The sequence below is a fragment of the Agrobacterium sp. NPDC089420 genome, from assembly GCF_044900305.1.
Lineage (GTDB): Bacteria > Pseudomonadota > Alphaproteobacteria > Rhizobiales > Rhizobiaceae > Agrobacterium.
Genome location: NZ_JBJDMY010000004.1, coordinates 209,743 through 221,517 on the forward strand (window position 1 = coordinate 209,743; position 11,775 = coordinate 221,517).

General features: G+C 60.7%; 13 protein-coding genes. 10 read left to right on the forward strand and 3 right to left on the reverse strand.

All coding sequences use genetic code 11. The features are described 5' to 3' along the window. Positions 1–5: 5 nt before the first annotated feature. The 7 genes from ACI2KA_RS07775 to ACI2KA_RS07805 all read left to right on the forward strand — a co-directional run bounded on the left by ACI2KA_RS07775 (position 6) and on the right by ACI2KA_RS07805 (position 5,324). Complete coding sequence (locus ACI2KA_RS07775; protein ID WP_404500777.1) at positions 6–881, forward strand: cytochrome c oxidase subunit 3; 876 nt, start codon at positions 6–8, stop codon at positions 879–881. A 255-nt stretch (positions 882–1,136) separates the two neighbouring features. Next, positions 1,137–1,523, forward strand: coding sequence for a DUF983 domain-containing protein (locus tag ACI2KA_RS07780; RefSeq protein ID WP_404500779.1), 387 nt, complete (start codon positions 1,137–1,139; stop codon positions 1,521–1,523). A 10-nt stretch (positions 1,524–1,533) separates the two neighbouring features. Next, positions 1,534–2,268, forward strand: coding sequence for an SURF1 family protein (locus tag ACI2KA_RS07785; protein WP_404501202.1), 735 nt, complete (start codon positions 1,534–1,536; stop codon positions 2,266–2,268). Between the two features lie 63 nt (positions 2,269–2,331). Further along, entirely contained in the window at positions 2,332–3,378 is a 1,047-nt protein-coding gene (gene ispH, locus ACI2KA_RS07790) for a 4-hydroxy-3-methylbut-2-enyl diphosphate reductase (RefSeq protein ID WP_404500781.1), read from the forward strand. Between the two features lie 91 nt (positions 3,379–3,469). Then, entirely contained in the window at positions 3,470–4,438 is a 969-nt protein-coding gene (locus ACI2KA_RS07795; protein WP_404500783.1) for a homoserine kinase, read from the forward strand. Further along, positions 4,435–4,875, forward strand: a complete 441-nt coding sequence (gene rnhA / locus ACI2KA_RS07800) for a ribonuclease HI (RefSeq protein ID WP_003494262.1) — start codon at positions 4,435–4,437, stop codon at positions 4,873–4,875. Before ACI2KA_RS07795 ends, rnhA begins: the two co-directional genes overlap by 4 nt. 140 nt (positions 4,876–5,015) lie before the next feature. Continuing rightward, positions 5,016–5,324 carry a Dabb family protein gene (locus ACI2KA_RS07805; RefSeq protein WP_404500786.1) on the forward strand — a complete coding sequence of 103 codons (309 nt, stop codon included), beginning with the start codon at positions 5,016–5,018 and terminating at the stop codon, positions 5,322–5,324. 12 nt (positions 5,325–5,336) lie between these two features. Here ACI2KA_RS07805 and ACI2KA_RS07810 read toward each other — a convergent pair whose 3' ends face one another. The 3 genes from ACI2KA_RS07810 to ACI2KA_RS07820 all read right to left on the reverse strand — a co-directional run bounded on the left by ACI2KA_RS07810 (position 5,337) and on the right by ACI2KA_RS07820 (position 9,332). Then, positions 5,337–7,241 (reverse strand): autotransporter domain-containing protein, encoded by a 1,905-nt coding sequence (locus ACI2KA_RS07810; protein WP_404500788.1) that lies wholly within the window; start codon positions 7,239–7,241, stop codon positions 5,337–5,339. Positions 7,242–7,898: 657 nt separating this feature from the next. Beyond that, entirely contained in the window at positions 7,899–8,384 is a 486-nt protein-coding gene (locus ACI2KA_RS07815; protein WP_404500790.1) for a peroxiredoxin, read from the reverse strand. Between the two features lie 99 nt (positions 8,385–8,483). Then, entirely contained in the window at positions 8,484–9,332 is an 849-nt protein-coding gene (locus ACI2KA_RS07820) for a protein-disulfide reductase DsbD domain-containing protein (protein WP_404500792.1), read from the reverse strand. A 161-nt stretch (positions 9,333–9,493) separates the two neighbouring features. Between ACI2KA_RS07820 and ACI2KA_RS07825 the strand changes: the two genes are divergently transcribed. The 3 genes from ACI2KA_RS07825 to ACI2KA_RS07835 all read left to right on the forward strand — a co-directional run bounded on the left by ACI2KA_RS07825 (position 9,494) and on the right by ACI2KA_RS07835 (position 11,671). After that, entirely contained in the window at positions 9,494–10,099 is a 606-nt protein-coding gene (locus tag ACI2KA_RS07825; protein ID WP_003521117.1) for a YqgE/AlgH family protein, read from the forward strand. 105 nt (positions 10,100–10,204) lie between these two features. Next, a complete protein-coding gene (locus tag ACI2KA_RS07830) occupies positions 10,205–10,396 on the forward strand; it encodes a CsbD family protein (RefSeq protein WP_404500794.1) in 192 nt (63 codons plus the stop codon). A gap of 168 nt (positions 10,397–10,564) precedes the next feature. Next, entirely contained in the window at positions 10,565–11,671 is a 1,107-nt protein-coding gene (locus ACI2KA_RS07835; protein ID WP_404500796.1) for a putative zinc-binding metallopeptidase, read from the forward strand. Positions 11,672–11,775 lie beyond the last annotated feature (104 nt).

Sequence of the window (11,775 nt, forward strand, 5' to 3'; positions counted from 1 at the left end):
TCGCAATGGCAGATACGCATCAGAAGAACCACGATTATCACATCATCGATCCAAGCCCGTGGCCGCTTCTGGCCTCGATCGGCGCCTTCATCCTGACCTTTGGCGGCGTCTGTTACATGCGTTACCTGTCGGGCGGCTCCTTCAAGCTGTTCGGTGCGGAACTCGCCAATCCCTGGCTGTTTTATATCGGCCTCGTCATCGTGCTCTACACCATGTATGCGTGGTGGGCGGATACGATCAAGGAAGCCAATGAGGGCAGCCACACCCGGGTGGTTTCGCTGCACCTGCGTTACGGCATGATCATGTTCATCGCCTCGGAGGTGATGTTCTTCGTGGCGTGGTTCTGGGCCTATTTCGACGCCAGCCTTTATCCGCACGAAGCCATTCAGGCCTCCCGCCTTGAATATACCGGCGGGCAATGGCCGCCCAAGGGCATCGAGGTCATCGATCCGTGGCACCTGCCGCTTTACAACACCGTCATCCTGCTTCTGTCGGGCACCTGCGTCACCTGGGCGCATCACGCCCTGCTGCATAATGACCGCAAGGGCCTGATCACCGGCCTGGCGCTCACCGTCGCCCTCGGTGTCCTGTTCTCCACCGTGCAGGTTTACGAATACGTTCACGCGCCGTTCGACTTCAAGAACTCCATCTATGGCGCGACCTTCTTCATGGCCACCGGTTTCCACGGTTTCCACGTCTTCGTCGGCACGGTCTTCCTGCTGGTCTGCCTGTTCCGCGCCATTGCCGGCGGTTTCACGCCCAAGCAGCATTTCGGTTTCGAGGCGGCTGCCTGGTACTGGCATTTCGTCGACGTCGTCTGGCTGTTCCTGTTCTTCGCCATCTATATCTGGGGTGGCTGGGGCGCGCCGGTGCACGGCTAACCGATCGGGCCGCGGAAGGGCGGCGCCCGCTGCCCGCCGCCCGGAGATCGGGACGGCGTCCGGTACGCCTTGCGTCGTCTTCGGGTTCTTGCCCGGAGTGTCGCTGCGCCGTCAATCTGGATCCTCGGGCCAGGCCCGAGGATGACGGAGGAGGGAGGTTAGTCCTTCGTCAACACTTCACGGGCGGCGATGCCGCCCCTCGTGCTTGAAGCCCTCTCCAGCAGGGAGTTTTGCAAGCTGAAGCGGGAGGTCGCCATGTCTGAACCATCAAACAGCAATTTCGCACCGGTCGACCCCATCAAGGTGGGCCTCAAAGGCTGCTGCCCGCGTTGCGGCAATGGCCGGCTTTTCGACGGTTTCCTGACCCCGAAGCCGGCTTGCAGCGCCTGCGGGCTGGATTACGGCTTTGCCGATGCGGGCGATGGTCCGGCCGTCTTCGTCATGCTGATCGTCGGTTTTCTGGTCGTCGGGCTGGCGCTCTGGGTCGATCAGCGTTTTGCCCCGCCCGTCTGGGTGCATGTCATGCTGTGGTTGCCGTTCACGGTAATTGTTTCCCTCGTGCTGCTGCGCAAGCTGAAAGGAATCATGATTGCGCTGCAGTACCGCAACAATGCAAGTGAAGGCAGGCTTGATCGTGAATGACGTGTCCCACATGAAGGCGGCGGAAAGGCGGGTGTGGTTCGCCGCGCCGCTGGTGCTCCTGGCGCTGGCCATCCTTCTCGGGCTCGGCACCTGGCAGGTGAAGCGGCTTTACTGGAAAGAGGCCCTGCTGGCCGATATCGAGGAGCGGCGCAGCGCCAGCCCGGCCACGCTTGCCGATATCGAGGCGATGGCGAAAAGCGGCGGCGATATCGAATATCGCAGGGTCAACCTTTCCGGGGTTTTCGATCATGCCCGTGAGCGGCATTTCTTCGCCACCCATCAGGGCCAGACCGGTTATTACATCTATACGCCGCTGACGCTTGCCGATGGCCGCATCCTTTTCGTCAATCGCGGCTTCGTGCCCTTCGAGCTGAAAGATCCGGCCAAACGGCCTGACGGGCAGGTTTCCGGCGAGGTCACGATAACAGGGCTGGCCCGCGCGCCCCTGGTTGCAAAACCGTCCTCGCTGCTGCCGGACAATGATATCGCCAAGAACATCTTTTACTGGAAGGATCAGGCGGCGATGGCATCCAGTGCCGATATCCCGCCCGACCGGCTGGTCAATCTCTTCGTGGATGCTGATAATGCGCCAAATCCGGGCGGCTGGCCGCAGGGCGGCGTGACGTTGATAGATTTGCCCAACAATCACCTGCAATATGCGATAACGTGGTATGGCTTGGCGGCGGCCCTTGTCATCGTCGCCGGTTTTGCCTATTTCCGGAACGGCAGGGCGCAGGGTGAATAAAGCGCGCGCCGTCCGGTAAGGCAGGTTATCGGGCAAGGCCGAGAAGCACGCCAAGGAGCTGGAATGAACATCGCCGTTTCCAAACCCCCTTTGACGATAAGGCTGTGCGGACCGCGCGGCTTTTGCGCGGGCGTGGACAGGGCGATCCAGATCGTCGTGCTGGCGCTGAAGGCCTATGGCGCGCCGGTCTATGTCCGCCATGAAATCGTACATAACCGTTATGTCGTGGAAGGGCTTGAAGCCAAGGGCGCGGTTTTTGTCGAGGAGCTGCACGAAATTCCCGCCGAGCACCGCGAACAGCCGGTGGTCTTTTCCGCCCATGGCGTGCCGAAATCCGTGCCGGAGGATGCGCAGGCGCGCAACCTGTTTTATCTCGATGCCACATGCCCGCTGGTCTCCAAGGTTCACAAGCAGGCCATGCGCCACCAGCGCCTTGGCCGCCATGTGGTGCTGATCGGCCATGCCGGCCATCCGGAAGTCATCGGCACCATGGGCCAGCTGCCAGAAGGAACCGTCTCGCTCATCGAAACGGTGGAAGATGCCGGCACATATGAACCCGTGGACCGCGAAAATCTCGGTTTCGTCACCCAGACGACGCTGTCGGTCGATGATACCGCCGGTGTCATCGCCAGGCTTCAGGAACGTTTTCCCGCCATTCAGGCGCCCGCCGCCGACAGCATCTGTTACGCAACCACCAACCGACAGGATGCGGTGAAACAGGCGGCCCCCGGCTGTGACCTGTTCATCGTGGTCGGCGCACCCAATTCCTCCAATTCCAAGCGGCTGGTGGAAGTGGCGCTGCGCGCCGGCGCCAAGCGCTCCGTGCTGGTGCAGCGGGCCTCGGAAATTGACTGGAACGAAATCGGTGATATCCGCACCGTTGGCCTTTCGGCCGGGGCTTCGGCGCCCGAGGTCATCGTTGATGAGATCATCGAGGCCTTCAAGGCGCGTTTCGATACCACGCTCGATCTTGCCGTGACGGTTGAGGAAACGGAACATTTCCTCGTCAATCGCGAGCTGCGCAGCATCGAGCTGACGACGGACGACATGGCTTTCGTCAACGGCAATGCCAGCAACGCCCTGCCGCCGAAAGCCGCCGCCGGCATCTGAAACGGGATGGCGCTGATGTGGGCGTTTTTCGCCTCGCCAGTGTCGTCCTCATCCAAGATTTCCACTCCATCCTTCATCAAGAGATTTGAAATTGGCAGTTTATACGGACATCACCGAAGATGATCTGAGGAATTTCCTCACGCAGTACGACACCGGCAGCCTCACCTCTTACAAGGGCATTGCCGAAGGCGTCGAAAACTCCAATTTCCTGCTGCACACCACCCAGGAGCCGCTGATCCTGACGCTTTATGAAAAGCGCGTGGAGAAAAACGATCTGCCGTTTTTCCTCGGCCTCATGCAGCATCTGGCCGCCGAGGGCCTGTCCTGCCCCTTGCCCCTGCCGCGCAGGGATGGTGAACTGCTGGGGGAACTGTCGGGCCGACCGGCGGCGCTCATCTCCTTCCTGGAAGGCATGTGGCTGAGAAAGCCGGAAGCCAGACATTGCCGGGAGGTCGGCAAGGCGCTGGCGGCCATGCATCTGGCCGGCGAGGGGTTCGAGATCAGGCGTCCGAACGCGCTTTCCGTCGAGGGCTGGAAGGTGCTTTGGGACAAGTCCGAAGCCCGCGCCGACGAGGTGGAAAAGGGCCTGAAGGACGAGATTCGTCCGGAAATCGATTATCTCGCCGCCCATTGGCCGAAGGATCTGCCGGCCGGCGTTATCCATGCGGATCTGTTTCAGGACAATGTGTTTTTCCTCGGCGACGAGCTCTCCGGCCTGATCGATTTCTATTTCGCCTGCAACGACCTGCTCGCTTATGACGTGTCGATCTGCCTCAATGCCTGGTGCTTCGAAAAGGATGGCGCTTACAACGTCACCAAGGGCAAGGCGTTGCTGGAAGGATATCAGTCGGTGCGTCCGCTGAGTGAAGCGGAGCTGGAAGCGCTGCCGCTCTTGGCGCGCGGTTCGGCGCTGCGCTTCTTCCTGACCAGGCTTTACGACTGGCTGACGACGCCGGAAGGCGCGCTGGTGGTGAAAAAGGACCCGCTGGAATATCTGCGCAAGCTGCGGTTCCATCGCGCAATCGCCACCGTCGCCGAATACGGGCTGGCGGGCGAATGAAGCACGTCGATATTTTCACCGATGGCGCCTGCTCCGGTAATCCCGGTCCGGGCGGCTGGGGTGCCGTGCTGCGTTACGGCGAGGTGGAGAAGGAATTGTCCGGCGGCGAAGCCGAGACGACCAATAACCGCATGGAGCTGCTGGCGGCGATTTCGGCGCTCAATGCATTGAAAAGCCCTTGCGAGGTCGATCTTTACACCGACAGCGCCTATGTGAAGGACGGTATCACCAAGTGGATTTTCGGCTGGAAAAAGAAGGGCTGGAAGACGGCCGATAACAAGCCGGTCAAGAATGTCGAGTTATGGCAGGCGCTGGAGGCGGCGCAGGAGCGTCACAAGGTGACCCTGCACTGGGTCAAGGGCCATGCCGGCCATCCTGAAAATGAGCGCGCCGACGAATTGGCGCGCAAGGGCATGGAGCCTTTCAAAAGGCGGTAACGCAAGCCTGCCTTGCTGCGGCAGGGCTGGTCGGCGCGACGGCCGCGACGCGCCATTCCGATCGGGGGTTGTGAAAACGGGAACCCGACTTATCTTGTCGTCAAACAGCCGAGCGGCGTTTCAACGGAGGAGACATTTTCATGATCCTGCATTGTGTATTTCTACGGTTCAAGGCTGCGACGGCATCCTCTGAAAAACACGCGATTTTCGAGGCGATTGCGGCCCTGAAGGACGATATACCGGGGATCGTGGACGTGAAATACGGCCAGAATATCTCGCCGGAAGGCCTGAATGGCGGTTTTGTCGACGGTTTCATCGTGACGCTGGAAAGCCCGGAAGCCCGCGACGACTATCTCGCCCATCCCAAACACATGGATGTGGGGGAACGCCTGGTGTCGCTGACCGATGGCGGTCTGGCCGGGCTTCTGGTGTTTGACATGAACGTGTAAACGGACGGGCGGTCAAAAGGTGATCTTCCACCCGGTGCGAACCCAGACGGTGGGATCATCGCCCTGTGTGGTGACGTTGAGGTTCACCGAGGCCGTTCCACCGGCAATGTCGAATTCCGCGCCAAGGCCGCCGCGCAGCCAGAAACGGTCTGTTTCCTGCCCGGCAAAAGAAAATCCCATCAGCCCCTCAATGGCGCCCGTGGTTGCCGCTGTCGCCTTTTCCAGCCGGTAAGCCGCTTCGGCGCGCGCAAGCAGGCGGGTCGAGCCGCCGAGATCGGTTATGCCATCGAGACCGGCGCGAATGATGGTGGATTTTTCGCGGTTCGCATCGAAACGGGCCGGAAACGCGCCGCCGGTTTCCGTATAAGCGGCCATCTCGGCTTTTGCATAGGTCAGGCCGGCATAGGGCGTCAGTTTCCAGTTGCCGATGGCAAGCGCGTCAAGCCAGTCGAGACGCAGTTTCGCCGCCCAGATGTCGAGATCGGCTTCCCCGCGCGAAAAGTCCATCACCCCGCCATTCATGTAGCCGCGCTCGATCGACGCCCTGCCGGGCGCATAATAACCGCCAATGGTGGCGTGAAGGCCGCCGGTGAGCGGCAGGCTGAGCTCGGGGGCGATGTAGAAACCCTTATGGATGAGATCGCCGCCGGTATCGATGTCGCGATCCTCGTAAAGGCTGCCAAAGGCCATGCGCGCGGTCGCGCCGCCTTCCAGACCGATGCCGTAGCCGATGTCGGCAATGCCGAAACCGCCGGCCGACCCTTGGCCCTCGCTATAACCGATGTCGCTGACGATGGAAAAGGATTGCCGGCCCGGCTCCAGCAGGTTGCGCATCGGCGCGCCATGGGCGCCGTCGAGAACGGTATTGGCGCGATCGAGACCGATACCGGCATTCGGCCTTGTGGCCAGCGTCCGGGCATATTGATCGCGGTCGATGATGCCGGAACGGGTAGACACGGCGGAACGCGTGGGCGTGCCGGCCGTGGAGGAGGGATTGTTTTCACTCTGAGGCGGGTTCGTTCCCGCCGAGCCGCTTTCTTGCGGTGCGGCGGTCTCCCCGGGTACGACACGCGCGATATAAGATGTGCCGTTTTGCGTCTCGCCGACAATGATATTGCCGTCGGCGCTGACGCCCATGGCATTGAGGGTGAAATCGCCGTCGACGGTGACGCCGTTGCCGCGCAGCCAGTCCTCGACGGAAACCATGCCCGTGGCCTCCGTCCAGCGGAAGCCCCGCTGCCCGTTGCCGGATTTCGCCTGCCCGATGACCACGGAACCGTCGGCGCTAAGGTTATAGGCTACGGATGCGGTTCCGCCGGCAAGCGCGCCGAGGGGGTCCATCGCGCCGGTCGCCGCGGTCCAGCGGAAGGCGCGCCACTCATGGGAATTGGGACCGATGGCGAACCTGGAATCTCCGACGACCACGGAGCCGTCGTCGCTGACGGCCCAGGCGGTGGACCCGGTTGAGCCGGGCAACGCGCCGAGATCCCGCATGATACCGTCTGTCTCGGTCCACCGGAATGCCCGCGTGCCCAGGGCATAATATTCCCCGACGATAACCGAACCATTGGCATTGACACCATAGGCGATAGGCAATGTCCCTCCGGGAGGGACGCCGAGACTCTGCATGCCGTTTGCCGCGGTCCATCGGAACGCCCGCAATGTCTCGTGATAGCCCGATCCGCCGACAACGACGGAGCCGTCGGCGCTGATGGCATTGGCGACGGAACCCGTCGCGTTGGGCAGCGTGCCGAGATCCTGCATGACGCCGTTTGCTGGAGTCCATCGGAATGCCCGCATGCTGCTGCCGATATCGTATCGTCCGACGATGACGGAGCCGTCGGCGCTGGCGTCATAGGCACCGGAGTATATGACGCCGGGAAGGTTTCTGAGATATTCAAAGTCACCGGTTGACACGGTCCATCGGAATGAGAACTGGTAGCCATCGACCACGGAATATCCCACCACGACAGAGCCATCGGCGCTGATCCCGCGGAAGATGGTACCGGGGCTGTCGCTGAGTGTCCGGGTGTATGAAGACGCGGTCGGGTCCCCGGCCTTCGCCCTATCGTTCGATCCCATCATTGCAACGAGAACCGACAGGGCAGAAAGACGCCTGAACGAGGTTCCGGTTCTTGTGAAAGCGCGAAGCCACCCTGCACGTCGGTGGGGCAGGCTCGCATCTACAGCCGAGCCACGGTTGAAATGGATTTTCCGGCGCGTGCCCTCAACGGTAAGCAGCGATCTCAGGCTGAAGGATGCCGTCTGCGGCCCTTCGCATCCGGTTGGAAAAAATTTGCTAAGAGGAAAATCACCTGCCGGCCATAAAATGCCAGCCGGAACAAATGGATGTCTCTGCACACGCATCTCATATTTAGAATATCAAAATATATTTTTATATATTTGAACTGCTGCGATATATTTTTAAAAATATAGAAAGAGTTTTTAATTTATTTTGAGATGGAATTTGCGAGGATTTATAGGAGGCGTCAATCCCGGCGGACATGTTATCCACCGGGTTGCTTAATTTTTTACTGTAGAGAAAATATTTATTCTTCGATGATTTTTATTTTCTCAAAGCTGCTCGATCATCGCCGCAGCCGCCGAGACGGTCGCCTGGCCGGGATTTTCTTCGACATTCAGCGATTTCACCACGCCGTCCTCGACCAGCATCGAATAACGCTTGGAGCGCACGCCAAGGCCGCCGGCGGAAAGGTCGGCGTCGAGGCCGAGCGCCTTGGTGAAGGCAGCGTCCCAGTCGGCAAGGAAATGGATCTTGCCCTGGCCGCCGGAAGATTGCGCCCAGGCGCCCATGACATGCCAGTCATTGACGGCGACGACGGCGATGTCATCCACGCCCTTGGCGAGAATGGCGTCGCGGTTTTCGAGATAGCCCGGCAGGTGGTTCAGCGAGCAGGTGGGGGTGAAAGCGCCGGGTACGGCGAAAAGCACCACCTTCTTGCCGCCGAAAAGCTGATCGGTGGTGGTTTCCACCGGGCCGTCGGCCGTCTTTTCCTTGAAGGTTGCGGAAGGCAGTTTTTCGCCGATCTTGATGGTCATGTCCATGCTCCTATGGCCGTTTGGTTCGCGCGACTATAGGGCACGGAAATGAAATCTGTCATGCGGTTTTCGACGTAAATTCCACCGCCGAAACGCCGTTTATGGCTTTGGAAAATTCAGCACCGTCTCCATTGCCCGGTCGCCGGACTTGACCAGGATGGGCCAGCTGTTGCCCTGTACCTGATAGGTCTTCGGCAGGCCCTTGATGTTCATGTAGAAGGAGAGCTTGCGCTTGTCGCGCACCATGTTCTGCGGTTCGTAATAGGCAAAGCCAGAAGGGCCGGCGATGAAGATTTCGGTTTCCTTCGGCGCGTTTTCCGGCAATTGCAGCTGCACGCCAAGCATGGTCTTGTCGGGCGTGATGTGGAAATCGGTGACCTTGAAATCGTCCGATGCCGCCTCTGGCAGCGTCTCGCGCGCCTCCTCCAGCAGGCGCCGCTCCTCGTGGTCGTCGTCGCCCGCCTTGCCGCGGTCGATCGAGAATGTCGCCTCGAAGGGGATGCAGATATTCTGGCACACGCCGATGAAGGCGGTGAGGTCGATTGTCCCGCTTGCCGCCGGGTCGGTGGCTTTCAGCTGAAAGGGAAGGCTGACGGCGTGGTCATAGCCGATATCGGTGATATCACCGTTTTCGATCAGCTTGGGAACGGGATAGGCCATGGTGGCAAGCGACACGCCACTTGCCGGATCGGGGGTGATCTTGGGCGGTATGCCGGCTTCGCCCGGCTCGCGCCAATAGGTTATCCACCCGTCCTTCGGTTCGATCTGCAGCACGCCGCGTATGATTCCGTCGGCATCCATGGCAAGGCTCGCCACGCGCATCTGGCCGCCTTCGCTTCTTGCCCAGTCGGTAATTTCGGCCCGGGCGGCGTCAGCGCCGCCGAGGAAGACGGCAAAAGCAGCCGCAAGGGGAAGATGTGAAAATCGAAACAATATCCTGACGCTCATATGTCCCGTCTAACCCAACATCGGCCGGCGGACCAGTTACGAATTCGTGCGGCCCATCATTTTCGGTTGATTGATGGCACGCTATGCCGCATCCTGTCCTTTGTCGAAGTGCGAACGCCGTTTTCCGTCGAACCACGGAATGCGGTCTGCTGGAGGCGCCGGTGAGCTTTTCAACCCTGATGGACAAACGCGAACGTGGCTTTCTCGATGGCCAGTTCCTCATCGCGATGCCGGGGCTGGACGACGGCAATTTTGCCCGTTCGGTGATCTATATCTGCGCCCATTCGGACGCCGGCGCCATGGGTTTCATCATCAACCGGCCGCAGCAGATCACCTTCACCGATATTCTGCTGCATCTGAAACTGGTGGACAGCAACGACGCGATCATGCTGCCCAACCGCACCCGTGAATTTCCGATCCAATGCGGCGGCCCGGTGGAATCCGGCCGAGGTTTCGTGCTGCATTCGGATGACTACCTCAGTGAATCCAGCATTCCCGTCAGCGATGACATTTCTCTGACGGCGACGCTCGATATCGTTCGCGCCATTTCCAACGGCCGCGGCCCGCAAAGGGCCACCATGATGCTCGGTTATGCCGGCTGGGGTCCCGGCCAGCTGGAAAACGAGATCGCCAACAATGGCTGGCTGAATTGCCCGGCCGCGGAAGAGCTGATCTTCGACCGGGGGCTGGACAATAAATACGAGCGGGCGCTGGCCCTGATGGGCGTTGACGCCCGCATGCTGTCCACGGATGCCGGGCACGCCTGAGCGCTCTCGTGTTCCGCCGTTTTTGGCGGGAACCAAATCCTGACCCCTGACGTTACTAATCCGGAAAGCCGGACAGACAGTACGGCTCAACTAGGGAGCAGTAAAATGGGTAGCACATCTGACAAGATCGCCGGTAAAGCCAATGAAGTTGCTGGCAAGGTAAAGAAGAACGTCGGCGAAGCGACGGGCAATAATGAATTGCGCGCCAAGGGTGCCGCCCAGGAAGCCAAGGGCAAGGTACAGACCGGCGTCGGCAAGGCGAAGGACGCCGTCAAGGGCGCTGTCGACCGCATGTAACCCCGCCTGAGGGGTACGCCTCTCCAACGATGCGGCGCCTGGGGCGCATGTGTTACCGCACATGCGCTCTTGTCGTCTGAGCGGCCATGCCGACCGGGTCGCAACACCGTTCACATTGATGTCGTATGTTTGCCTTCACCCCACTGAACCATCGCAAGGGTTTCATCCATGAGGCTTTTCTCCTGCGCTTCCTGCGGCCAGCCGGTCCATTTCGACAATCGTTTCTGCGTCTCCTGCGGCCACCGTCTGGCCTTCGTACCGGAGCGCCTTTCCATGGAAGCGCTTGCACCCGCGGGCGAACCCAACTGGCAGATCGTCGCCCAGCCGGAAAGGCAGGTGCGCTTCTGCGCCAATGAGGTGAATGACATCTGCAACTGGTCGGTGCCGGCGGAAAGCGACAGCGCCTTTTGCCCTGCCTGCAGCCACAACCGTCTGGTGCCGGATATTGCGACCGAAGAGGGGATCGGGCAATGGCGCCGCATCAGCCAGGCGCAGCGGCATCTGTTTTATTCGATCCTGCGGTTCGGCCTGCCGCATCCCAACCGCGATGCCGATCCGGCTGGCGGCCTTGTCTTCGACTTTCTGGTCGATGCGGTGGCGCCGGACGGTTCGGTCATCCCCGCCATGACGGGCCATGATGAGGGCCTGATCGCCATCCGCGCGGCGGAGGCCGACGATGTGACGCGCGAGCAGGTGCGCGCCAATATGAACGAGCCCTACCGCACCATGCTCGGCCATTTCCGCCACGAGGTCGGGCATTTCATCTGGAACAAGCTGGTGCGCGATGGCAACCGGTTGGAACCCTGCCGCGCCGTCTTCGGTGACGACCGCGAGGATTACGGCGCGGCGCTGCAACGCAATTACGAACAGGGGCCGCGTCCCGACTGGCAGGAAAGCTTCATAAGCTCCTATGCCTCGGTTCATCCCTGGGAAGACTTCGCCGAATGTTTCGCCCATTATCTGCACATCGTCGATACGCTCGAGACCGCACGCGCCTTCGGCGTCGCCATCGATCCCGACGGACACGAGGAAATGGCGGCGGAGGTGACGTTCGATCCCTATAACGCCCGCAGCGCCGCGCAGCTGGTCAAAGCCTGGATCCCGCTCAGCGTCGCCATCAATTCCATCCAGCGCAGCATGGGGGAGGCGGACCTCTATCCCTTCGTGCTGACGCCGCCCGTGGTGGCGAAGATGGAGTTCGTTCACGATCTGCTGCATGGGCGGGTGGCGGCGGATGCGTCAACACCGGTGCAAGAAGCTGCCGCGGTTCAGTGAATTCGGCGCAGACGTGCCTTGCCCGTAGGCTTGCGGCTTTGAAAATTCGAGAGGTCGAGGAGGGCTGCAACCTCTCCTCCGTTATCCTCTGGCTTGACCCGAGG